Origin of the sequence: Hugenholtzia roseola DSM 9546 (assembly GCF_000422585.1) — a bacterium.
GTDB classification, from domain to species: domain Bacteria; phylum Bacteroidota; class Bacteroidia; order Cytophagales; family Bernardetiaceae; genus Hugenholtzia; species Hugenholtzia roseola.
In genome coordinates this window covers 42,010-65,779 of record NZ_KE383882.1, presented here as the reverse complement: position 1 = coordinate 65,779, position 23,770 = coordinate 42,010, and the positions used below count along the sequence as shown (strand labels likewise).

Sequence of the window (23,770 nt, the reverse complement as noted above, 5' to 3'; positions counted from 1 at the left end):
TAGGTCATTTTCAAAAAAAAAAAACCCACAAGGTCGCTTGTGGGGTTTGTTTTTAGCCTAATTTTTTGTACTTGATGCGCTTGGGGATTTCGTCGCCTAAGCGTTTTTTGCGGTCTTCCATATAATCGGAAAAGTTGCCTTCATAGAAGCGGACTTGCGAATTGCCCTCAAAGGCTAAGATGTGCGTGGCGATTCTATCTAAAAACCACCTATCGTGCGAAATGACAACGGCACAGCCTGCGAAGTTTTCAAGTCCCTCTTCTAAGGCGCGTAAGGTATTGACATCTAAGTCGTTCGTGGGTTCGTCTAAAAGCAGCAGGTTGCCGCCTTCTTTGAGCATCAGTGCCAAATGCACGCGATTGCGCTCGCCGCCTGAAAGGTCTTTGATTTTTTTCTGTTGGTCTGCACCATTAAAATTAAAGCGGCTTACGTAGGCACGCGAATTGACCTCTTTTTTACCCAAAAGCATCAAATCATTGCCGCCAGAGATGGTTTCCCAAATGGTTCTTTCGGGTTCTAAGTGGCGATGCTCTTGGTCGGCGTATGCAATTTTTACCGTCTGCCCAATCTTAAAGCTGCCTTTATCGGCGTTTTCCTGCCCTAAGATAAGCCTAAAAAGCGTTGTTTTGCCTGCCCCATTGGGACCAATCACGCCCACAATGCCGTTTTTGGGAAGCGAAAAGGTGAGGTTTTCGTATAAAAGCCTATCGCCATACGCCTTCGAAACGTCATTTGCCTCGATGACAACATCACCCAGACGCTCACCAGAGGGGATAAAGATTTCGAGTTTTTCTTCTTTTTGGTTGTTATCTTCCGAAACCATGCGCTCATAGGCGTTCAGACGCGCTTTCTGCTTTGCCTGTCTGCCCTTTGCACCTGCACGCACCCATTCGAGTTCCTTTTCTAAGGTCTTTTGGAAACGCGAAGCCGTTTTGTCTTGTGTGGCTAATTTTTGCTGCTTTTGTTCTAACCATTCCGAGTAGTTCGCTTTCCATGGCACGCCTTGTCCGTTGTCAAGCTCTAAAATCCAAGACGTAACGTTATCCAAAAAGTAGCGGTCGTGTGTAACGATAATAACCGTTCCTTTGTAGCCTCTTAGGTGGTGTTCGAGCCAATGCACCGATTCTGCGTCCAAATGGTTGGTTGGTTCGTCTAAAAGCAAAACATCAGGGGCTTGTAGCAGCAGGCGGCAAAGTGCCACACGCCTTTTTTCCCCGCCTGAAAGCGTGCCAATTTTGGCATCTTCGGGGGGCGTGCGCAGTGCGTCCATTGCTTTTTCTAAAACAGTGTCCAATTCCCAAGCATTGAGCGCGTCGAGTTTTTCCTGCACAGTGGCTTGCCTTTCGATGAGTTTTTCCATCTTGTCAGGGTCTTCCAAAACATCAGGGTCGGAAAAGGCGAGGTTGATTTCTTCAAACTCCTTCAAAAGCCTAACCGTTTCGGCTGCTCCTTCTTCTACAATTTGGCGGACGGTTTTTTCAGGGTCTAATTGTGGCTCTTGCTCCAAATAGCCCACTGTGTAGCCGGGCGAAAAAACGACTTCGCCTTCGTAATTTTTGTCGATGCCTGCAATGATGCGCAAGAGAGTAGATTTTCCTGCTCCATTCAGACCAATGACCCCTATTTTTGCCCCATAGAAAAAGGAAAGATAGATGTTTTTAAGAATTTGCTTATTAGGCGGATATTTTTTACTCACGCCTGCCATCGAGAAGATGATTTTTTCTTGACTCATTTTTTTGTTGGTTGTGAAATAGATTTGATAATAGGTAGGGAAAAGGCAAGCCCTGTCCGAATTTTGGTTAAATCATAGCACTAATATTTTCGCCTCACGCCGTTGTTTGTCGCCGTTGTTTGTCGCCGTTGTTTGTGTCCTCACAAACGACCAAACTCAACTACTGCCGCGTCGCCGTTGTTTGTGTCCTCACAAACGACCAAACTCACCAAACACAAGCCAAAGCCATAAACGCTAATTTTTTAAGCCTTTACAAAACGCAGGCTTGCGCCATATTGCTTGCTATTTTTTTCGCCTCTGATTTGAAGCAAATAAGTTCCTTGTTTGAGGCTTGGGGTTTGGCTTTTCAGATAGGCATTGAGCAGCGATAGCGTTCCTACTTTTTTAAATAAAACACTTCCCTTTGCATCGAGCAGGGTCAGATGCCATACTTGGGAGTCAAATTCTTGGGTTTCGAAGCGTATCTGCACTGCCTCTGGTGCAGGATTGGGGTAGAGCAGCACTTTTTGCGAAGCTACCAAATCTTCTACTGCCGTTGGGGTTTGGCTTTCTAAGGTTTTGAAACTTGCCGTATTGGAATAAAAAGAAAGACGGTTGCCGTTTTTGGCGCGTACCCTTGCGTAATAGAAAGTATTGGCTCGCAAATCGTTTAGGAGGGTGAAATTTTGGGTAAGCGTTTTGGGATTGTAGGCGGCTACGATTTGGCTAAAACGCGCATCAGTAGCAACTTGCAACTCGTATTCGCTGGCATCTGCTACCCCTTCCCAATCCAAATTTGCGCCCTTATCGGTGATATTCGAGGCTTCTATCCAAAGTGGTGCGTTCAGACCCTCGAAAAGGGCGGCATCAGGAAAGCCTACATAAATACCTCTGCCATGCGTACCAACGGCAATCGCGCCGTCTTTTTGGCGGTATTGCATCATCGTAACAACCGAATTGCCAATCACATCAGGACTTTCCAAGACCCATTCGGTCTGGTCGCCTGCCAAATTCTGACAAGAGTACAAACCCGTACTTGTGCCTGCCAAATAGAGCGTTTTGCCCCTGAAACTGTAAATCGTCGCCCAACGCACAGAAGCACCGGGTAGCGTTTCGCTGCCTGCCAAATTGCCCTCTACGGCGGTAAAACTTGCGCCCCCATCGGTGGAGTGGTACAAACTTACGACATTGTAGTTTGAAATTGAAATCATTAACTCATCGGCATTTTCAGGATTTACCGAAATATTAGAAATGAACGCGCCTCGTGGTATGTCGGCAGGTAGGGGCAGTTCGGTTGGCGTGCCAAATTCTGCGGTATGCGCCTCGTCCAGACGGTATAATTTGGGCGCAACATCATAGTAAGACGAAGCCGCCAAATAAAGCACGTGAGCAGGATTTTTTTGCGAAACTTCTATGGCAGAGATAAAATAATCGCGACCGGGATTGATAGAAGCGGCGCGTTTCCAACCTTGTTTTGTGCCTACGACATAATCGGGAATGGCTCTCAAATCATCTTGTCGCCAAACGGTGCGCCCGCCCAAATAGTACATCTTGTTGTTATCCGAAGGGTCTAAAATAAAAGGATTGATAAAACTCTGATTTTCAGCCTCTTCGGGGTATAAATAAGACCAAATAACATCATTTCCTACCAAACGAAAACGCGCCATAAAACCATTTTGAGAAGAAGCATACAGGATACGGTCTTTGACATCGAAGGCACAAAAAGCACCGTCGGCTTTGGTCAGGTCGTAAATTTTGGGTGAAAGGCTGCGCTGTTGGCTACTAAATTCTATCAAAGGCGAGCCATTGTCTTGGCAGCCGCCCATTGTAAAATCAGCCCAATTCGCAATCGCGACGGTGTAAAATTGGGTTACGTTGTAGCCATTATTGAGGCTTTCCCAAGCAATGCGCGGAGCGGTAATGTTGGTGCGCGAAAGTCCGCCGTCTGTGCCTGAAATGAGGATATTCGGATTCTGAACATCAAACCAAAGGGCTTGCTGGTCGGGGTGATGGTTGTCGTCGCCATAGCCGCCGCGGTTGTCGCTGTAAAAGCCGCCAATCCAATTTTGGGCAGGATTATTTACATCTACGGGCTGTGAAAAACCCGTAGCCGAGCGGAAAAGATTGATGCCTCCCATCAGCACAAAATTTTCATCATCGGGCTTTACTGCCAAGACCATGTTGTAATTGCCCTGCAAAGCCATCACGCCTACATTGCCATAGTTGGGAATATTGGCACTGCGGTCTTCGGCTTCGTTTGTTTGGAGGTTGTAATAAAAAAAGCGCGAATCTTCTACGGTATAAGGACTTTCTATCCCCGAAAGGCTATTGCCTGTGTTGGTAAAAGAGTAGAAAACGGCAGGATTAGAAGGGGCAAAGGCAAGTAGGGTGCGTTCGTGTTCGAGTGGAAAGCCGTCGGGGGTGATGTTTTGCCAACTTTGTCCGTCGTTGGTAGAAATATAAATCCCTGCACCTTCGCTTTGTTTTCCGCTCAAAGAAGCGACTAAATCGCCATTGGCATTGAGGGCGACATCAGAAAAGGTGTGCCTTCCGATTTGGGCTTCTTCCATTGCACCCAAGACAAGGGTGAAGGTTTCGCCCCCGTCGGTAGAGCGCAAGATGCCGTATCCGTTGGCAGCGACAAAGATTGTTCCGCTTGTCGGGCTAAGGGCAATGCGTAGGGTATAATTGAAGGCGTTGCGGCGGTTGTTTGTAAAACTTGTGGCAGGATTGCTCACGCGCTTCCAAGTAGTGGGTAGGCTAAGGGCTTCATATTGAAGGTAGTTCCACGTTTCGCCATTGTCAGAAGATTTGAAAAGTCCCGAACCGCCGTAAAAGGCTTTGAAGCCTCTATCGGCGGCACTATTTCCTACCAACTCGCCCATTGAATAGTACCAAGTATCCAAATTGATAGGGTCTTGTGTCAAAGAAGTAACACTAAGGTTGTAGTTTTTTTCCGTCTTCGATTGCCAAGACGCACCTCTATCAGTAGATTTCCAAACGCCCCCAGACGCGCCCCCTGCTATCATCACGTCAGGGTTGCGCAAATCTTGTGCAAAGGCGCGTGTTCTGCCCCCTACATCGGCGGGACCTACTTCTTGCCAAACGAAGGGCAAGTCGTCTTCTGTCCTGCCGTTGCGGTAGTCTTTTTTGGGCAAAGTGGCGGCGTATGCCAATTCTGCCATGCGGATACCCTGCGGAATTTCGTTGGTTTTGGGGTCGCGAAGGCGATAAAACCAGTAGTCGGCACGCGCTTTTTTGGCTAATTTCTTTTCGCTGCGGCTTAGTTTTTTGGTCGGGTGGTCTAATTTTGAAAAGGCGGTCTTCCAGTTGGTCTGTGTGAGGGTATGATTTGGTGTGTTTTCCTTTTGTAGCCAAAAAGAAAAGCCCAATAAGAGGAGCAAGACAAATCCGCTGCCTAAGCCGATTTGTAGGAAATGACGCTGGAAAAAGTGGTTTTTAGGCGGCATAAGTGAGAATGAGTTGGAGTGTGTAAAGGTGAAAATATTGGGTACGCCAAAACGCAAAGAGGTTTCAGAGCGATAGTATTAAATTCGGAAGGTTATCTGTTCAGGTAGGAATAAGGCACTGCTTTTTCTAAAATTTGATTAAAAAAAGACTTTTTTCAGACCTAAAACTTGCTTTCAATTTGAAAATACAAGGCTTTGGGCATAAACTCGTAGCATCGAGTTTTAACGATTTAGGAAAGGATAAAATCGGGGTCTTGATTAAAGGTACGCATAAGGTCGTGAATTTCAAAATTATCCTCGTCTTGCGTTTTTTTGAGCCTTTGTAGAAATTCGCTACGTGCGATGTGGCTTGCGCCAAAAGTGGCTAAATGTTCGGTATAGACTTGGCAGTCGATGAGCTTCCAATCATAACGCAGCAAGTTTTTGACAAAAACGACAAAGCCAATCTTAGAGGCATTGGGTTCTAAGGCAAACATGGATTCACCGAAAAAGCATTTCCCTAAAATTTCGCCATAGAGTCCGCCTACCAAACGCTCGCCCTGCCACACTTCTATCGAGTGGGCAAAGCCTTTTTGGTGTAAATTCAGATAGGCGGCTTCCATTTCGGAGGTTATCCAAGTGCCAAGCTGACCAGGGCGGTGGCGTGTCTTGCAGTTGCGAATAACTGCCTCAAATGCGCGATTGACGCTAATTTGATAGGGTGCTTTGCGAATTTGGGCGCGTAGGCTTTTGGCAAACTTGAAATCGGCGGGCAAGATAACGAAGCGCGGGTCGGGCGACCACCACAAGATAGGCTCGAAGCGCGAATACCAAGGGAAAATCCCCTGTGCATACGCCAAGCGCAGACGCGCCTCGGAAAGGTCGCCGCCTACTGCTAAAAGTCCATTGACATCGGCGTAGTGGGGGGCAGGAAAGGTAAGTTCTTGCTGATTTAGACGGTAAGCCATACAAAAAAAGGCAAAAAATAGGGAAACGGTAGCCAAAAGGGTTCGAAAAACAAAGATTGCGTAAAAATACAGAAAAATAGCCAACTTGCCTTTTTCCAAACCTTTTTATCGCAGCAGGATACTCAAATGGCACAAAAACGGCTAAAAAATCGTATCTTTACTACCCACCAAACCGCAAATTCTTATGGCAAAATACATCAATCCCTACACCGATTTTGGCTTTAAAAAGCTCTTTGGCGAGGAGGCAAATAAAGACTTATTGATTGATTTTCTGAATCAACTGTTGCCTTCTCACCACCAAATCGCCGACCTTAATTTTCGCAACTCTGAATCCTTATCTGAATCTTCGGAGGAGCGCAAGGCTATTTTTGACATTCACTGCCGCTCTTCTTCTGGGGAAAGATTTATCGTGGAGATGCAAAAAGCAAAAATTAAGTATTTTAAAGATAGAAGTTTATTTTATATTACCTTTCCGATTCGCGACCAAGCACAAAAAGGGGAATGGGACTTTAAATTAGAGCCGATTTATTTTGTTGCGATACTGGATTTTGAGTATGACGAGGCAGAAGAGCGTCGGAAATTTCGTCGTGATGTAGCCTTGAAAGACCAAGACGGTGATTTGTTTTTTGATAGACTTCACTTTAAATTTTTGCAGATGCCTTTATTTAATAAAAAGGCGAATGAGTTGGTAAGTAAGTTTGATAAGTGGTGTTATTTTTTGAAAAATTTAGAAAGTTTTGATAAAATTCCTGCCATTCTCAACGAGCCTATTTTTCAGAAAGCCTTTGACACGGCAGCTTTAGCGAGTCTAAGTGCTGAACAGCGCGATATGTACGAGCAGAGCCTGATTCATTATCGCGATTTGAAAAATGTCATCGATACGGCAGTGGAGGAGGCAGTGGAGGGAAATAAGGCTGAAATAGCCAAGACTATGTTGAGGGAAGATGAGCCGCTTGAAAAGGTGGTCAAATACACAGGTTTATCTCTCAATCAGGTGCAGCAACTTCGTCGAGAGTTGGATAAAAGTGGTTAAAAAGCCGTTTTTTTTTCATTTCTTTTTCTTTCAATACCCTTTCAATCGCCAATAAAGTCGTTTGATAAGTTTGATAGGATTGAGTGTGAATTTATTTTCTACCGTTATTACTTCGCCTATTGCTTCGCCATAGAAGACTCCGCCCAAAGTCAGGATTTCTTCCTCCAAAATGACATTAAGTTCTACTTTGGGGTGAATGGTTTCGATGATGGCATTTTCATAGCCAACAAAACTGAAATGTAGTCGCCCTCCTTCGGGCATATCAATTTGATAATTGCCGTTTGCGTCGGTTAGCGTTCCAATTTCTGTATCCACTACCAAAACCTGAACGCTGGGCAGTGCGTTCCCTTCCTTGTCTGTTACTTTTCCTTTGATTGTGTTTTTTTGATATAACTCTGAAACTACTTCGCTTACATCAATGACAATGCCTTCCATCTCGATTTTCACTTCCATGTCTACTGAATCGAGGATAATATTTTGATTTTCAATCATAAAAAGCTCCACGAAAGGCTCTGTTTTTATTTGGGCAGTGATGTCGAGAAAAAGAACTTCATAATTGGGGTGTGAAAGTATAAGTCTTTGATTTTCAGAAACTTCTATTTCAAAATATCCGTACTTGTCGGTTTGGGTATTTTGGTTTAGAAACTGAATTTGAACATTTGATAGGGCTTCTTTATTTTTACCTACTACCTTTCCTTTGAGCAAAAAAGGCACTTGGGCGGCTTTGTTTTGGGTAGGATTGATAACCTGCTGTGTCATGACATTCTGCTGCTGGTCGGATACATTTTGTGCCATCACCTGACCTTTGAAGGCAAAAAAAGAGAGAAAGGCAGCCACATAGCTCGAATGAGGTAGCCAATTTTTCTTTTTGGGTGCAAGAAGCGGACGATTGAGCTGCTTGGCGTGAAAGCGTCCGCAAGTAGGGACTTTGTTTTGCTTAAAAAAATCAATCAATTCTTGGTCGTTCATGCGGCTAAAATCTACAACAAGGGTCTGGCAGGAGGCGCAATGCCTACCTTTGTCTTGTGCCGTCATTTTTGCCCAATCTTGGTCGCAGGGCTTGGGGATTTGGATTTTCATGGCAATAAAATTTTGCGTTTTTTTAAGATTACGCTCAAAAGATGCGCTTTCGTTGCATTTTACACACATTAGAAGCGATAAAAGATAAAAAAGTAACTTGCCACGCAGAAAAGTAGGGACAAAAAAAAGCCGCTTACCAAATGGTGTGCGGCTATTCAGGGTCAGATTTATATTTCGTTCCGAGCGTAGTAAATTTTGTGTAGCAAACCTTCTCTGTGTGTGCGAAAACATGCCCCGATAAACAACAATTACGATTCAATAAAAAGCAACTGTACAAGGTATGCCGATTCAGTTTGCGCTTCGCCATTTGCTACGCTCTTCTGTGCAAATTTCAAATCTCGTTTCAATCTTACGACCCACTTACTCTGAAAACGGTTGCAAGCTACTCAAAAAAAAACGTAATTTTTTTCTTTCACCCGACTTTTTTTTCGGAAAAGACGCAACCTTTTCATAAATGCCTGATTTTGAGGCGTTTATTTTTTTCTATAAAAGAGAAATTGTGCCAAAAGAAGGCAGCTAAAGGTGAAAATTACGCTCACCAAACTTTTCAATAGGGTAGGAATCCATAGTTCGAGCGAAGCCGTATGGAGCATAAAAAGGAGTAGATGGTGCAATAGAAGCAGCGGAAAGGTGTAGAAGACAAACCACTGTCCGCCCAAAGCAAAAAGGCTGGGGAGGTAGGTATTTTCGTAGCCGCCCGAAGGTTTGGCAATTTGCAACGCCAAAGGGCGCAAAGCCGCCACCAAGACCGACGCTGCCGCCTGCATGCCCATTGTATCGTAGAAGGCATCAACGCAAAGCCCCATCAAAAAGGCTAACCCTAAGGCAAAACTGGTATTGATTTGCAGGGGTAGATAGAGGATAAAGCCGATATAAACGAAGGCGTAGGCACTCTCGAAAAGTACGACGTAGCGAAACAAAAAAACTTGCACCACGAAGTATCCTAAAAAACTAAGAAGCTGTTGTAGGTTTTGATTGAGCATAAGAGGGCAGAAAAAGAGAAGTTATTGCGCCTGCTGCTGGCTTTCCAATGTTTTCTGTTCGGTTTGGAAATAGTTGCGAATGACATAGACATAGGAAAGGTCGCTGAAATCACTTGCCAATCGGACGCGAACAATATTGAAGGTGCGTATCGGGCTGCGCTCGATGCTTTCTACATAACCAATGGTTAAATTAGGCGGAAAGATAGAGTTGAACGCCGAAGTAACGACGGTATCGCCTTTGATGATGTCGGCGGAAATGGTAGTTTCTTCCAAAAGCGTGTGTTGGTAGGATTTGCCGTCCCAACGGATACCACCAAAGACCTGATTGCGCTTGATGGCTGCCGAAACTTCGTTATTGAGGTGCAAAAGCGAGCGCACAGTGGCGTAGTTTTCAGATACCAATTCTACCTTCCCGATAATTCCTTCGGTAGAAACAACGCCCATGTTTTCTTTGATGCCATGTCGCCGCCCTTTGTTTAGGGTCAGATAGTTGTGTTCCAAAAATAGGGAGTTCTTCACCACTTTGGCAGGAATGTACTCGTATTGCGTCAGGCGCAGGCTGTCGGCAGATTCGGCAAAGGCTTGCTTATTAGATAAAGCCGCTCTTAGGCGTGCATTTTCAGCTACCAAACGCGCATTTTCAGGCTCTAAATTCCAGCGATGCGTTACCCATTGGGAGGCTTCCAAGAATGAGCCTACCACTACATTGGCAGAGGAGGCAAAGACTGTCCGTTGATAATGGTTGTTTTGTACCACCAAAATCAGACACAGCAATTCCAAAAAAAGGAAAAGTAGTAGGTTTTTAAACCGTACTAAAAGGAGTATGAGCTGCTGCATGCGGCACAGGAAAATTAAAACACAAGGAAATTAGAACGCAGAGAAATTAGAACACAAATGGAATTAAAACACAGACAAATCAAGAAAACAGAGGCATTGTTACAACGATAAAAGCCTTAAATGCACCCCACCCCAAACCCCGCCCCCATAGGGCGGGGCTTTTATGCGGTATCATTTTTTTATGCTCGCATAAAAAAATGATTTGTCTTTCGAACCCTTCCATAACGGCAGTGATGTTAAATTCTAAAAATCAAATGCAAATGTAGGGACAAGGCATTGCCTTGTCCGAAGTGAGATTGAAATAAAAAAGGATTTTCAGACCCCAAAATGGGTTCAGTCCAAATTTTATTTCGTGTCAAATTTGACAAAACAAGATTTTTTACAGAACTTAACATTACTGGGGCAGGGTGGGGGTTCAGGAGGCTTGAACGAAGCACCAAACCCCGTTTTTTTGACTTTCTGACCGTTGTAACAACGCTGAAAACAGAGAAATTAAAACACGAAGACCTCTGCCCTTGCAGCAAAAAGCCTTCGTGCCTATTCGCTCGTTTCTATCCTTAGTCTAATAAGACCGAACGGTAGCGTTCTACATTAGAAAGGGCAATCCCTGTACCACGCACAACAGCACGTAGGGGGTCTTCTGCAATATGAATCGGCAATTTAGTCTTGAGGCTCAAACGTTTGTCTAAACCACGCAAAAGTGCGCCGCCACCTGTGAGGTAGATGCCCTGTTCGTAAATATCCGCCGCCAATTCTGGAGGCGTAATTTCTAAGGCTTTCAAAACGGCTTCTTCTATCTTAGAAACGGATTTATCGATGGCAAAAGCAATTTCGCTATATGAAACCTTGACCACTTTGGGAATACCCGTCATCAAGTCGCGCCCACGAATGTCAAAATCATCAGGAGGGCTTTCCAATTCCGACATCGCCGCTCCTACTTCTATCTTGACGCGCTCGGCAGAACGCTCGCCAATAAGCAAGTTATGTTGGCGACGCATATAGTCTAAAATATCGCGGTTGAAAACGTCGCCTGCTGTGCGAATAGACTGGTCGCAGACAATACCCGAAAGCGCAATAACGGCGATTTCGGTTGTGCCACCGCCAATATCGACAATCATCGAACCCACAGGCTGCTCTATATCGATGCCAATACCAATGGCAGCCGCAATCGGCTCTTTTATCATATAAACCGTCTTGGCACCTGCTTGCTCGGCAGATTCTTTTACGGCGCGTTTTTCAACCTCTGTAATGCCCGAAGGAATACAAATGACAATCACTTTCGAGAGGCTCATCTTGCCGATGTCTATCATCTTGATAAGTCCCTTAATCATTTGCTGGGCAGCATCAAAGTCGGCGATGACTCCATCGCGCAGTGGGCGAATGGTTTTAATGTCTTCGTGCGTCTTTTCATGCATTTGCATCGCCTGCCTACCGATTGCCATCACCTTGCCTGTACGTTTGTGCAAGGCAATGATAGACGGCTCATCGACGACGATTTTTCCTTTGTGTATAATGAGCGTATTTGCCGTACCTAAGTCTATGGCAATGTCGCTGGTGAAGATATCGAAAAGTCCCATCTGGAAAGGGCGAAAAGGCTATAATTTGAGTAAATAGTTGAATTTGCTACTTTGCCTATTTCGCACAGTATTCGGTATGCTGCACGAAAAATCGCGGAAGCGCAGGTATTGTTTTTTCCCTTCGCGTCGCTTGCCTAACAAGCACGCTCAAAATCATCAAGGGGAAGGCAACTGTGCGTTTAAGACAACAAAATTAGGCAAAAAAAACGAACCCTAAGCAAATATTTCGCTTTTTCTCTACTCTTTTTCAGTACCTAAGCCTATTTTAAAATCCTTTTATGTTTTTTTTGCATTTGCACGCCTCTTATTTTATTTCAAAGCCCAGCGCAAACTCAACTCCAACTGCCTGCCTGCCATCGGATAAAGCGCGATAGATTGGTATTGAAAATTTAATACGTTGTCTATCCTAACCTGCAAAAATAAAGATTGTTTTTTTGAACCAGAAAAAAAGCCAAATCGCCACTCTTGCTGATAACCCAGATTGAATAGCCAATAATAAGGTAAAAATTGTGAGTTGCTGCTTGTCGTAAATCTGCGGCTAAAATATTGTGTTTCTAAGATGTAATTGCTCTTTTTGTGATACAAAGAAAGCGTACTTTTCTGACTCCAAAGTGGTACATAAATGAGCTGTTTGCCAAAAGAAGCATCACTGGCATTGAGCGCGGAGCGATTTATCGTTTCAGTGTAAGATTGTGTTAGAAAAAGCTCTAAATGTGCATCTTTTGTCCATTTTTTTGAAAACCTTACATTAGATTCTACGCCCAAAGCGCGTACCCTTCGCAAGTTTTCGGGTCGCCAATAGCCCGCAATGGCAGGCGACCAAAGTATCCAGTCTTCTATTTTGGCGCGAAAAAAAGTAGTTTCAAATTCTACCTGCCACTTCTCTTTGTTATTTTTTGAGGTAGAAGAGTTGCGCCAAATCAGACTCAACTCTTGCTGCCAACCCTTTTCAGGTCTAAGGTTTGGATTTCCTACGGGAAACCAAAATCTATCGTTGAGAGTGGGAAAGCGAAAATTCCTACTCATATTTGCCTTTAAAATCATTTGAGCAGAAAGGTTAAAATTCAGACCCAATACAGGCAGAAGTGGTGCGTATTCGTTTTGGCTTGGCGAAGGATTATTTTGTAAAGTGCTATCTATCAGGCTTCTATTTTGGTTTGTCTGCCAAAAGGTCTGTCTTAGCAAAAATTTGATGCCCCAAAAATCTTGTGGCTGCCATTCTATGTTTGTAAAAAAATTGTATTGCGTTTGGCTTGCCCTTTCTTTGTATGAAGTAGTTTGGGCTTGGTCGTGCTTGACTTGCAGGCTATTTTCTAAAAAAAGACTTTGAAACGGAAAGAGGGAACGCAAAACGCCTTTGGGCTGTGCCTGCCAACTAACTTTTCCTACCCAAGTTTGGGTACGGCTTTCCGAAACAACATTTGAAATTTTATTCTGATAAAGTAACTTATCTTGTAAAAAAGCACTATGAAATAAAATTTTGCTGTTCAGATTTTGCCTTTCATAACTAAAATTCAGCCGCAGGGCTTGGTCTTGTTGAAATTCGGCGTTTCTGCTCACCGTAAGCGGGGGAGGAAGCTCTCTATCCGATTTTTGCCACCAAAGGCGTAGGGCTATTTGCTCTCGCGCATTGATGAAAAAATAAAGCTCCTGCAAAAGTCCGCCCTGCACAAGGGCAGCATTTTGTTGTCGCCGTTTCGTGCCTGCAAAGCGAAAGGGAAAATCATTTTCCGCCCTTTTGAAAAAAAGGCGCGTGAGGCTCTGCCATCTTTTTGTTCCTATTTGGCTAAGAAAATGGGTCTTATAGGTTTGAAAACTACCCACACTTTGCAAAAGTAAGATTTGTTTTAAAAACGCATTTTCAGAGTCTTTTTCTTCACTGCTCAAAGGATTTTGTATCTGATTTTGCAGGTGAATAGCTCCACCAAACCCTCCTTCGCCACTTTGCAAACTTGCGCCGCCGTAGTCTATGCGTACCTTGTCGGTTAGTGCAATCGGAAAGAGTGAAAAATCTACCTGCCCCAACATAGGCGAGGCTATCGGAATGTCATTCCAAAAAACTTGCGTATGACCTGCCCCTGTGCCACGAAAGGCAGGCGTAGCCAAGCCTCCTACGCCATAGAACTTCAAAAAAATAGGCGTTTGGCGCGTTAGCAGTTCAGAAAGAGAGAGTTGCGCCATACGCGCAAGGGTAGCCGAATCGAAAGATTGGCTTTTGAAGCCCAAATCGAGTGGCGCAATCGGACTTGCCTCGATGGAAATTTCGGGCAGCAGGGTCGAATCTTGCTGCGCTTTTGCTGTGTTTTCTAAAAAAAAGCACAGGAAAAAAAAGATAGTGAGAAAGTGGAAATTGTACCCCACCCCAAACCCCTCCCCCATAGGGAGGGGCTTTAATTTCGCATCTTTTTTTTCGCATAAATGCAAAAAAAGAGATTTTATTTTCAAACTCTCCCCCTTGGGGGGAGGGAAGGGTGGGGGTTCGGAAACGCTATTCAATATGCTGACTACCTGCCGCAAGACTTTACAGACTTTGTTATTCCACATACAAAACTAATCCTTTGAGGTACTCGCCCTCTGGGTGATAAATATTGACGGGGTGGTCTAATGGCTGCGTGAGTTGTGCAATAATGCGGACTTCTCTTTTGGCAGCGGCGGCGGCGGAAAAGACCATCTTGCGGAACAAATCCCTATCTACACTACCCGAACAAGAGAAAGTAAAGACAATGCCGCCTTTTTTGACCTTTTTAAAACCCAACTCATTGAGGCTTACATAGCCACGCGCTGCCCTTTGTACCGCTTTTTTCGATTTGGCAAAGGCAGGAGGGTCTAAAATAATAACATCATAACTTTCGGCAGGCAGGGCTTTTAGGTAGTCAAAACAATCGGCTGCAATGGCTTTGTGGCGCGTCAGTTTGTCGTCTTGAGGCTCAAAATTTAGTTTGATTACTTGCTCACAGATGGCGGTTGCGGTTTTAGAAATATCTACCGAATCCACTTTTTTTGCACCTGCGGCTAAGGCATAGACGCTAAAACCTCCTGTATAGCTAAAACAATTGAGGACACTTTTATTGGCACTGTACGTGCCTAAAAGGGCGCGATTTTCTCTTTGGTCTAAAAAGAAGCCTGTTTTTTGTCCGTTTTCTATGTCTATTTCAAAAAGCAGGTTGTTTTCTTTCACGATAATAGGCAATTTGGGCGTATCGCCTACCCAACCCTTTGGAAGTTCTAATTGCTCTAAGTGCTTGACATTTTCTTTTACATTTAAAAAAATGTAGGAAAAGCCCAACTTTCTAAAAATTTTCTCTAAGGTAGGAAAAATAAGCTCTGTCCCTTTGATGAGTAGCTGCACGACCAAGACCTTGTCATAGGCATCAGCGATAATACCGGGCAGGAAATCGCCTTCGGCATGGAGGAGGCGATAGGCATTTGTAGTTTCAAAGTTGAGGTGTTGTTGTCTTAAATCAAAAGCCTGTTGTACTTTTGCTTCCCAAAAAGCCTCGTCTATGTGCAGGGGAGGGTCGTGTGCTGTTTGTGTAAAGGCAAAGACGCGGGCTGTGATTTGGCTGCTGGGGTCGTAAAAGGCATATCCTACGGCGCGTCCTTTGTGGTCTTGTACTTGAATGATGTCGCCGTTGTTGGCTTTTTTGGGCATCTTTTGTACTGCCCCCGAAAATACCCAAGGGTGGCGTTGGAGGAGAGATTTTTCTCTGCCTTCTTTTAAAACAAGAATAGGATAATCCATAAGTAAGTTGTAAAATGGGGCGTGTTGTTTTACCCCAAATCGATGACAAGTAGTGTGCAAAGTTACGGTTTAGGCGTTACATTTGGGTTTGTGGGGGCATTTTTTTTCGAGGGGTTTTATTTTTTCTTACCTTTGTTTGTCTTTGTCTGTTTTTTTTCCCTTTTTCAATATGCTTACGGTCAAAATCATCAACACTTCTACGAAGGCATTGCCACAGTACCAAACGCCTCTTTCGGCAGGCATGGACTTGTGTGCGCATCTGCCCTTGGGTAGTATTGCCTTAGCTCCTTTCGAGCGCAAACTTATTCCTACGGGCTTATTTATCGAGCTGCCCGAAGGATACGAGGCACAGGTTCGCCCCCGTAGTGGCTTGGCGATAAAACATGGCATTAGCCTTATCAATGCTGTCGGGACGATAGATGCGGATTATCGCGGTGAAATTTGTGTGCCTTTGGTCAATCTCTCACAAGAAACTTTTATGGTAGAAGATGGCATGCGGATTGCACAAATGGTCGTAACTTCTCATGAGCGTGTGTTGTGGCAGGCAGCCGAAAGCCTTTCCAATACCGAACGCGGCAGTGGCGGATTTGGAAGTACGGGAAAGTGATTTTGGTCTTATCCTACTTTATTCTGTCGCTCAATTTTCTTAATAAAGCATAGAAAATTTTGAAGGGCTGCTATAAAAACAATTTTTCATTATTTTGAACCCCAAAAATGGATTTTTCCTTTGTCATTACCTATCGCGATAGGGAAGTAGAGGCGGTCAAACGCTGCTTAGGCTCGCTTCTGAACCAGAAAACGACAAGCCGTTATGAAATTTGTTTTGTAGATTATGGCAGTCAGGAGCAATTTCGGCAGCCCTTAGCTGCTTTTATTGCCACGCAATTGCGTATCCGTTACGCCTACGCGCCTACGCGCGGGTGGCTTTGGTGTCGCTCGCATGCCAATAATTTGGGTTTGGATTTGGCACAGGGCAAATATATCGTCATGGTAGATGTAGATTTAATCTATCCCGACTTTTTTTTAGAAAAAATAAAAAAATACATAGACGAACAAACGCAAGTTTTATATCATTGCTATTTCGCACCAAAGGAGTTTGGCGATTATGATACACTAAATTTTACAAAAGCACAACCTTTTAGACACACTTCCGAAACCCTGACAGAAACAGGTTTGATGGCTGCTCCCAAAGTTGCCTTTCTAAAAGCGGCATATTACGACGAATACTTTAAAGTTTGGGGCATTGAAGATGCAGAAATGAACCAACGCATACAAAAAGTTGGTTACAAACCTTTCAAAATGCCCTTAGATGAGGTCTATGGCGTGCATCAGTGGCATCTTTCGAATACCTTGCTCGATATAATGCCCAAAAATTGGTATGATTTTATGAAAAGGAGAACTTTAAAAACAACACAAAAAACAGAAAGATATTATTTGCCTAAAAATGAGCTGGAAAGTCTAAGCCCGTTGCGGAAATTAGAAAACATAACACAATCGAAAATAGAAGGCTTATCTTATCAAAACTTTAAGTTTGAAGTACCCTTTGCTTATGATACCATCAAATTTTTTAACTTGTTTGAAAATCTCAAAAGCGGTGAAGCCTTACATGTCGCACAAAAATTTGAATGGATAGGGCAGGAAGGGGCTTCTAAAGTGGGAAAAATGCTCAATTTTTTTAATAAAAAGGCTTCACAATATAAAATTTCCTACCGCATTACAGAGGCACTTCCTTTTGAAACCGAAATGATAGATTTTCTGAAAGTGCGCGATTTTCTCTACTTTTTTTTAGTAGAAAACGAAAGTAGAATTTTAGATTATTTTTTAGAAGTAAAACCAAGAGAAAAAATAGAGCTTTTTATCATAAAAAGATAAGAAAGCTAAAAACAAAAGACTACCCCAAAAAACGAACCCTAAGTTCGGGAGTGGGCAAGCGACAAGCGTCAGTTTTGCCAAACCAACGGTAACGGTTGCGTGCAATTAGGTCATATACGCCATCGCGGAGAAAAGGTGGAACGGCTAAAAAGACACGCGCCCAAGACCAAATTCCAGAAAGATGTGAGGCAATACGCAGAGCTGCCGTAGAGCGGCGGTACACCGTCCCATTTTCATATAAAATCAGACTGCTATACGATTTTGTGTCAAGTCCTTGACTATCAAGTAGTTGTTTGCCTAAATCTGATTGTAGCGAAGCAAAACGCAACGAACCAGAGGGGTTGCGGTCTATAATAAAATTGACTGCTCCATTGCAGAGATTACAAACACCATCAAAAAAAACAATCGTATCGGCAGGGTTTAACGCGCTCATCTTACAAAATAAATTGACCTAAGTTCTACTTTCAAAACGTGCCTATGCGGAAAATGTTTTGCCCAAGCTGATGCAAAAATAACAAAACGTTTTTTATATCAATTCCACCGAAATTAGCCGCTTAGAAGATTTCCTACAACGTGATTTTTGAACAAAAAAAAGACAACTTCAAATTAGAAAAAGTCTATTTTTCTACAACAGAGGATTTTTCACGTTACCTCCACAGAATCAAATCGATTTGCAGGGGGCTACGCAAACACAGGACAACTACAACGCATTAGACCAAGACCTACTGCAAGAAGAGCAAACCCTATATCAGCAGCAAACCACAACAGACATTATTGCCATCTTAACCGAGCAGACAAAAAATCAACTCCGCTCAGAATGGCAGAAACTATATGCACAGCACTGCCTACAAAACCTAACCGAAACCTTTACCCTACGATACACACCCGACGAGTACCACTATACCCTCTACTACTACGACCAAGCGGGTTCCTTGGTGCAGACCGTACCGCCCGCAGGCGTGCAGCCGCTAACCGATGCACAAGCACAAAACTATGCGCAAAACCCCGTAGAGCCACAGCACCTACTCAAAACCCGCTATGCTTACAACACCTTAGGGCAGCCCACACAACAAGAAACACCAGACGCAGGAAAAACCACTTTCCTATACGACCAAAACGGACAACTGCGGCTCTCGCAAAATGCACAGCAAAAGCTCGAAGACAAGTACGCCTTCACTCGATACGACCAGCAGAGCCGTATCGTAGAAGTCGGCGTGCTACACACACAACTAACTCAAAACCAGTTGCTTACGGCGGTAGAAAATCCCGCTTTCCCTACCAACGCGCAGAACAAAACAGAACTCACACAGACCCTATACGACTACCCAACGGCACAGACCGAAGGGTTACCACAAACATTTTTGAGGGGCAGAGTGTCGTCGGTATCGGTGAAAGAGGACGGACAAACCGTTTCGAGCCGCAGCACGTACTCTTATGACGTGCATGGGAACGTGAAGACCCTTTGGCAGAAAGTGCCAGAGCTGCAAGAGGAGGAGCAAATTGTCAGGGGCAGTTTCCCGAATTGGCAGGTGCAGACGCTGCAAGTGGAGGCACAAAAGCGTGTAGATTACGAGTATGATTTGATTGCAGGAAAGGTTAATAAAGTAAAATACCAAGACGGAAAAGCTGATGCTTTTTACCACCGCTACCGCTATGATGCTGATAATAGGCTCATTAGCGTCAAGACTTCCGTAGATAACTGGCTCTGGAACGAAGAGGCACTATACCGATACTATGCGCATGGTAGTTTGGCAAGGGTAGAACTTGGCGAATATAAGGTGCAAGGATTGGATTATTTTTATACCTTGCAGGGATGGCTCAAAGGCGTGAACAACCCCTTAGGTGACGACATAGGCAGAGATGCGGTCGCCAACACGCAGTACAAGCACGTCAACGCCGATGCTTTCGCCTTCTCCTTAGACTACTTCCAAGGCGACTACAAGGCAATTAACAGCACCCAAACCTTCGCTACCACAGGCTACACCAGCCTCTATAATGGCAATATAGCGGCGATGACGACGGACTTAAAAGGGACTTTGGGGCTGCAAACCCGCCAATATCGCTACGACCAACTCAACCGTATCAAGTCGGCGCAGACGCTGGGAGCGGCGCAAAAGTTTCGTGAAACCTTCGCCTTCGATGGCAACGGAAATATCCTAAACTGCACCCTAAATGATGCAAATGGTACAGAAGTTGATAATGCTACCTACCATTATTTTGCAAATTCCAACAAACTTTCGTATATTGCCGACCAATACGGCGAAATATTCGCTGGGTTTGATTTGCCGAATCAAAGTGCGGGGAATTATCAGTACGATGCGATAGGCAATCAAATTCAAGACTTGCATAGAAATTTAAACCAAATTTCTTGGACAAGTTACAACAAGCCACGTGAGGCGATTAAGAATAATGGTAAAAAAGTAGTTTATCATTATGACGGTCTGAATAATAAAGTTAAACAGACTTATGAAGACCCTAACTCGCATGTGCGCCATACGTATTATGTGCGTGATGCCGTCGGAAACGTCTTGGCGGTGTATGAAAAAACCGATACCTTTCAACTTTCTGACCCTGATAATGCTGATAGTCAGCTTGTTAGGGTAGAAGGCGAAACGATTTTGAAGGAGCATAATCTCTATGGTTCTTCTCGTTTGGGCGTTGTTTTGGGACAGCAAACGAAAAAAGTTCGTCTTTTGGGTAGAAAAAATTACGAACTTTCTAACCACTTAGGCAACGTTTTAGCCGTCATTACAGACAACAAACGCAAAGTAGGCGCAAGTTATGAAACAAATGTAATTTCAGAAACACACTATTTAGCGTATGGATTAGCCTCTGAAAGTTACCACAATCCGCAAGCTCAAAAGTACCGTTTTTCGTTCAACGGCAAAGAAGACGACGATATTTTAGGTTGGCAAGACTACGGTTTCAGGCACTTTGACAAGCTCACACGACGATTTACGAGTGTTGACCCGCTGACACACGAGTATCCCTGGTATACGCCTTATCAGTTTGCAGGGAATAAAGTTATTCAGGCGATTGATTTGGATGGGTTGGAGGAGCATATCATTAATGAAAATGATAGAAATGATATGCTATTAGAACTGACTCTCGCAATCGGTGCAACGGTTCAAGATAGTTGGTATTCTGCTAGGAATGTAGTCAATATGGGGCTTGGACTTCCTTTCAGGTATAGAATACAAAATGGTAAATATCAGCTTGTACAAGTAAAGTCTTCTACATTTAGCGAATTTGCTGAAAACACGCTCAATGATGGCTTTGACCTTATGTCTGTGTTTGGTTTTAAAGCTGGAAAAGGTTTGTCAAGCCCTACTACTCTTTTTGCTAAAACACAGTCGAAGGGTACGGTGGCAGGGCAGGGCGGGAAACAACTTTTGCAAGCAGTAAAAACACAAAATATTGTAAATAAAGTAAAAGAAGGAGAAGAACTGATGACTGTTTATCGCTCTGTTGATTTAGTAGAACTTGGTTCTATAAAAAAAATATCTGGATTTGCACCTAATCCAAGTTTATTTCCTAAGCAATTTGATTTGAACTATGAGGATGCTATAAAAAGAATGAAAGAAACACCGGTTCATGGAAATAATACGCAAGTCTTATTAGAAGTAAAAATATCAAAACCAGAGTTTGAAAAAATGAGAAATAGTGTGCAGCTACAACAACTAGATGGACAAGATGCCTTGAGTGTCCCTGTTGGAGCAATACCCGATTTCAACAATACTGTTAGAAAAGTAGACATTATAAATCCTAATTAACAATGAAAAAAATAAAACTTCCTAAAAAATTATCTGTAGAAGTGCATACTAAATATCCACTTCCAAATTCTGTCTTTTGCTTAGAGCTAACTATTTTTGGAAAACACAAAACAAGAGATGATGGGTACTGCGTATTTCATGGATTTGATTATATAATTGCTCCTCTTTTTGCAATAAATGGTTCACTGGAGGTAAAGGAGGAGTTTCTTATGGATTTAATAAGAATAGAAAGAGCTTACAATTGGATGGAGTTTCAAGATATAAGTGAATACACTCCTTTTATAGAAATAAAACTAATGAATATTGAAAAAATACAAAAAAATATAGAATTTATGAAAAAGTATGATGCCTATGAAGAAATTTATAATATTAATAAAATGAAAAAAGAAAATTTTATTTATTTGTTAGAAAATAGTTCAAATAAATTAGTACATTATAATGAACATAGTATAAAAATAAGAGATATTTGGACAAATAAAAAAAATAAAAAATATAAAATTTTACTGCAAAATAAAAATATTGAAATATAACAAAAAAAACTTAATATGCGTACAAAACATTACTTGGACTGCCTACCACAAACGCCAACGGGTCGTCAAAGACAACGGCGACGAGGTTACTTATCAATATGATGCCATGAACAAACGCATTTATAGTAAGGTCAAAATCAACGCTTTAGATAGCGAAGGCAATCCCTTTGTGCAAATAGAGCGGACGCACTACTTGCGTGATGCGACGGGTAATGTATTAGCGATTTACAAAAATAATGAATTAGAGGAGTTAAATATCTATGGTTCGGCTCGTTTGGGTGCGCTCAAAGGCAAGGAAAACAAGAAGAAAAATCGTGTTTTAGGTAAAAAACAATACGATTTAGTCAATCACTTAGGCAATGTCTTGGTGTCTATTTCAGATAATAAAGAGGGCAATGCCGCTACAAATAGTTATCAAAATAGGGTAATTTCTGCACAAGACTACCTCGCCTACGGTGCCATCATGCAAGGCAGAAACACCACCTCCGCCCCCCGCCACACCTTCAACGGCAAAGAAACCGACCCCACCACAGGCTGGCAAGACTACGGTTTTAGAGATTATCAGACCGTTTATAAAAGGTTTGATAGGGTAGACCCGCTGGCATCTGAATATCCATGGAACTCTACTTATTGTTTTGCAGAAAATGATGTTATCAGAAGCATTGATTTAGATGGTTTAGAGAAAGCATTTGTATTTACCATTGGGAAGGATACTCACTACATGGGTACTGAGATGGAGCGTCAATTTCCAGATGTTGTACAACATATACCAATAGATATGAATAGCAATAGTGTAGAAGAAATAATACTGAGTTACTTAGAAAATTGCAAAGAAGATGTTGTTTTTGTCATGATAAACTCACATGGTAGTACCGATAGACTTTTTGGTATAGACGGTAACGATAATAATGGAGGTAGGTTAAAGCTTGTAAATATTGTAAACAAAGCCTTTAATCAAGAATTACCATTTACAAAAGAATCTTTATGTTTTATTTCAGGCTGTAACGCAGGAACTGAAAATACATTCTATCAATCTTCAATAGCAGAGTCTATGGCGAACTTATTAAAAATACCTGTTATTGCAGCCAGAAGGACAACAAACAAAGTTGAAGCCTGTCAAGTTTCTCAGGCTCTACCCAATCTTGGATATAAGCTTGGTAATACAGGAACTACGGATTTTTTTCTATTTAAAAACAAAGAGAAAATTAGTTTAGGAGATGACCCTATCTATCCAGTAGATTTGCTTAATAACGCTTTATCTGAATACAATTTTAGAAAAACAAAAGAACAATTTTTTAAACCTAAACCATTAAACACTTATGAAATAAAACAAGATTATCAAACTGAGCAAAATGTACGCATAGAAAATCAAAAAGTTTATTCTTCAAATTCTTCTAAAATTAAAAAAAGAAAATGAAAAAATTTATCTTTATATCTCTACTGTGTTTCTGTTTTATAGGAAGCATCTTCTCACAAACGGAATCTCCCTTTAACTTTGTTGAGGAAATAGAAATAAATATGCATAAAAAAGATACTAATTTAGTAAAGATAGTAGTACATTTATCAGACTTAGATAAAAATATTTATGCAGTTTTAATCCAGTCTTTAGATAAAAAAGATAGTATTATTTCAATAACTGCTCAACGTATTTTCGTAGAAAATGATGTAACAAAATCATATAATGCTTTTGTTGTAAGAGAAAATGTAGAAAATATAGATATTATTAATTCTAAAGTTCCGTATTGTTATACATTATCAAAAAGCGATAAATATAAAAATTCTTATAAAATAATGTATTATTCAAAAAAAGAATTTTGCAAAATTGAAGTAATAGTTTATCATAATGATAAGTCTAATGAATACTACAAAGAATTTGAACTTAATAACTGTAAATAATTAAAAAATATATTTTATAAAAAATATACCCCCGTTGTCCGTAGTGTTCCTCTTGCTGCCCGTAGTTTTTCAATAATTAAAAAACAAAACTAAAAGTTAGGCTTAGTCTGCGACTAAGACTTATCAATTCCGCAAATCTTAGATTTGCAGGGCTGCTACTATTAAAACATAGACAAAATAGCATTTTGTATTTGTTTTTTGCTATTTTTGCAGTATCTTACAACGCAAATCTAAGATTTGCCGCACTGATAGGTCGTAGTCGGAGACTACGCCCAACGGGGGTTTTAAGTCCAGATTGGCTAAATGCAAGAAGATTTCC

17 protein-coding genes are annotated in these 23,770 nt (G+C 42.3%); 7 read left to right on the top strand and 10 right to left on the bottom strand.

Going from position 1 to position 23,770, the window contains the following annotated elements:
• Positions 1–52: 52 nt before the first annotated feature.
• From ettA to aat, 3 genes are all read right to left on the bottom strand, one after another.
• Entirely contained in the window at positions 53–1,732 is a 1,680-nt protein-coding gene (gene ettA, locus G500_RS0115020) for an energy-dependent translational throttle protein EttA (RefSeq protein ID WP_027003153.1), read from the bottom strand.
• A 242-nt stretch (positions 1,733–1,974) separates the two neighbouring features.
• Positions 1,975–5,181: a hypothetical protein gene (locus G500_RS0115015; RefSeq protein WP_027003152.1), complete on the bottom strand. Its 3,207-nt coding sequence runs from the start codon at positions 5,179–5,181 to the stop codon at positions 1,975–1,977.
• A gap of 230 nt (positions 5,182–5,411) precedes the next feature.
• Positions 5,412–6,128 carry a leucyl/phenylalanyl-tRNA--protein transferase gene (aat, locus tag G500_RS23715; protein WP_035757691.1) on the bottom strand — a complete coding sequence of 239 codons (717 nt, stop codon included), beginning with the start codon at positions 6,126–6,128 and terminating at the stop codon, positions 5,412–5,414.
• A gap of 184 nt (positions 6,129–6,312) precedes the next feature.
• Between aat and G500_RS0115005 the strand changes: the two genes are divergently transcribed.
• Positions 6,313–7,161 (top strand): Rpn family recombination-promoting nuclease/putative transposase, encoded by an 849-nt coding sequence (locus tag G500_RS0115005; RefSeq protein WP_035757630.1) that lies wholly within the window; start codon positions 6,313–6,315, stop codon positions 7,159–7,161.
• A gap of 30 nt (positions 7,162–7,191) precedes the next feature.
• On the opposite strand, the gene G500_RS0115000 is transcribed toward G500_RS0115005, so the two are convergent.
• The 6 genes from G500_RS0115000 to G500_RS0114965 all read right to left on the bottom strand — a co-directional run bounded on the left by G500_RS0115000 (position 7,192) and on the right by G500_RS0114965 (position 15,380).
• Positions 7,192–8,241 carry a carboxypeptidase-like regulatory domain-containing protein gene (locus G500_RS0115000; RefSeq protein WP_027003150.1) on the bottom strand — a complete coding sequence of 350 codons (1,050 nt, stop codon included), beginning with the start codon at positions 8,239–8,241 and terminating at the stop codon, positions 7,192–7,194.
• Between the two features lie 473 nt (positions 8,242–8,714).
• Positions 8,715–9,224 carry a hypothetical protein gene (locus tag G500_RS0114990; protein ID WP_027003149.1) on the bottom strand — a complete coding sequence of 170 codons (510 nt, stop codon included), beginning with the start codon at positions 9,222–9,224 and terminating at the stop codon, positions 8,715–8,717.
• Positions 9,225–9,245: 21 nt separating this feature from the next.
• Positions 9,246–10,061, bottom strand: coding sequence for a rod shape-determining protein MreC (gene mreC / locus G500_RS0114985; RefSeq protein WP_027003148.1), 816 nt, complete (start codon positions 10,059–10,061; stop codon positions 9,246–9,248).
• Positions 10,062–10,618: 557 nt separating this feature from the next.
• Positions 10,619–11,638, bottom strand: a complete 1,020-nt coding sequence (locus tag G500_RS0114975; protein ID WP_027003146.1) for a rod shape-determining protein — start codon at positions 11,636–11,638, stop codon at positions 10,619–10,621.
• Positions 11,639–11,947: 309 nt separating this feature from the next.
• Complete coding sequence (locus G500_RS0114970) at positions 11,948–14,017, bottom strand: TonB-dependent receptor (protein ID WP_161626145.1); 2,070 nt, start codon at positions 14,015–14,017, stop codon at positions 11,948–11,950.
• Positions 14,018–14,171: 154 nt separating this feature from the next.
• Positions 14,172–15,380, bottom strand: a complete 1,209-nt coding sequence (locus tag G500_RS0114965) for a class I SAM-dependent rRNA methyltransferase (RefSeq protein WP_027003144.1) — start codon at positions 15,378–15,380, stop codon at positions 14,172–14,174.
• A gap of 169 nt (positions 15,381–15,549) precedes the next feature.
• Between G500_RS0114965 and dut the strand changes: the two genes are divergently transcribed.
• Together dut and G500_RS0114955 are read left to right on the top strand one after the other, a co-directional pair.
• A complete protein-coding gene (gene dut / locus G500_RS0114960) occupies positions 15,550–15,987 on the top strand; it encodes a dUTP diphosphatase (protein ID WP_027003143.1) in 438 nt (145 codons plus the stop codon).
• Between the two features lie 107 nt (positions 15,988–16,094).
• A complete protein-coding gene (locus G500_RS0114955) occupies positions 16,095–17,252 on the top strand; it encodes a glycosyltransferase family 2 protein (protein WP_027003142.1) in 1,158 nt (385 codons plus the stop codon).
• A gap of 19 nt (positions 17,253–17,271) precedes the next feature.
• Here the strand turns inward: G500_RS0114955 and G500_RS0114950 are convergent, their stop codons facing one another.
• A complete protein-coding gene (locus tag G500_RS0114950; RefSeq protein WP_027003141.1) occupies positions 17,272–17,685 on the bottom strand; it encodes a thiol-disulfide oxidoreductase DCC family protein in 414 nt (137 codons plus the stop codon).
• A gap of 238 nt (positions 17,686–17,923) precedes the next feature.
• Here G500_RS0114950 and G500_RS0114945 point away from each other — a divergent pair, with 238 nt between their 5' ends.
• From G500_RS0114945 to G500_RS0114930, 4 genes are all read left to right on the top strand, one after another.
• Positions 17,924–21,025: an RHS repeat domain-containing protein gene (locus G500_RS0114945; protein WP_027003140.1), complete on the top strand. Its 3,102-nt coding sequence runs from the start codon at positions 17,924–17,926 to the stop codon at positions 21,023–21,025.
• Positions 21,026–21,027: 2 nt separating this feature from the next.
• Positions 21,028–21,555, top strand: coding sequence for a hypothetical protein (locus G500_RS0114940; RefSeq protein WP_027003139.1), 528 nt, complete (start codon positions 21,028–21,030; stop codon positions 21,553–21,555).
• A gap of 106 nt (positions 21,556–21,661) precedes the next feature.
• A complete protein-coding gene (locus G500_RS25185) occupies positions 21,662–22,972 on the top strand; it encodes an RHS repeat domain-containing protein (protein ID WP_161626144.1) in 1,311 nt (436 codons plus the stop codon).
• Complete coding sequence (locus G500_RS0114930) at positions 22,969–23,451, top strand: hypothetical protein (RefSeq protein WP_027003137.1); 483 nt, start codon at positions 22,969–22,971, stop codon at positions 23,449–23,451. Before G500_RS25185 ends, G500_RS0114930 begins: the two co-directional genes overlap by 4 nt.
• Positions 23,452–23,770: the final 319 nt, after the last annotated feature.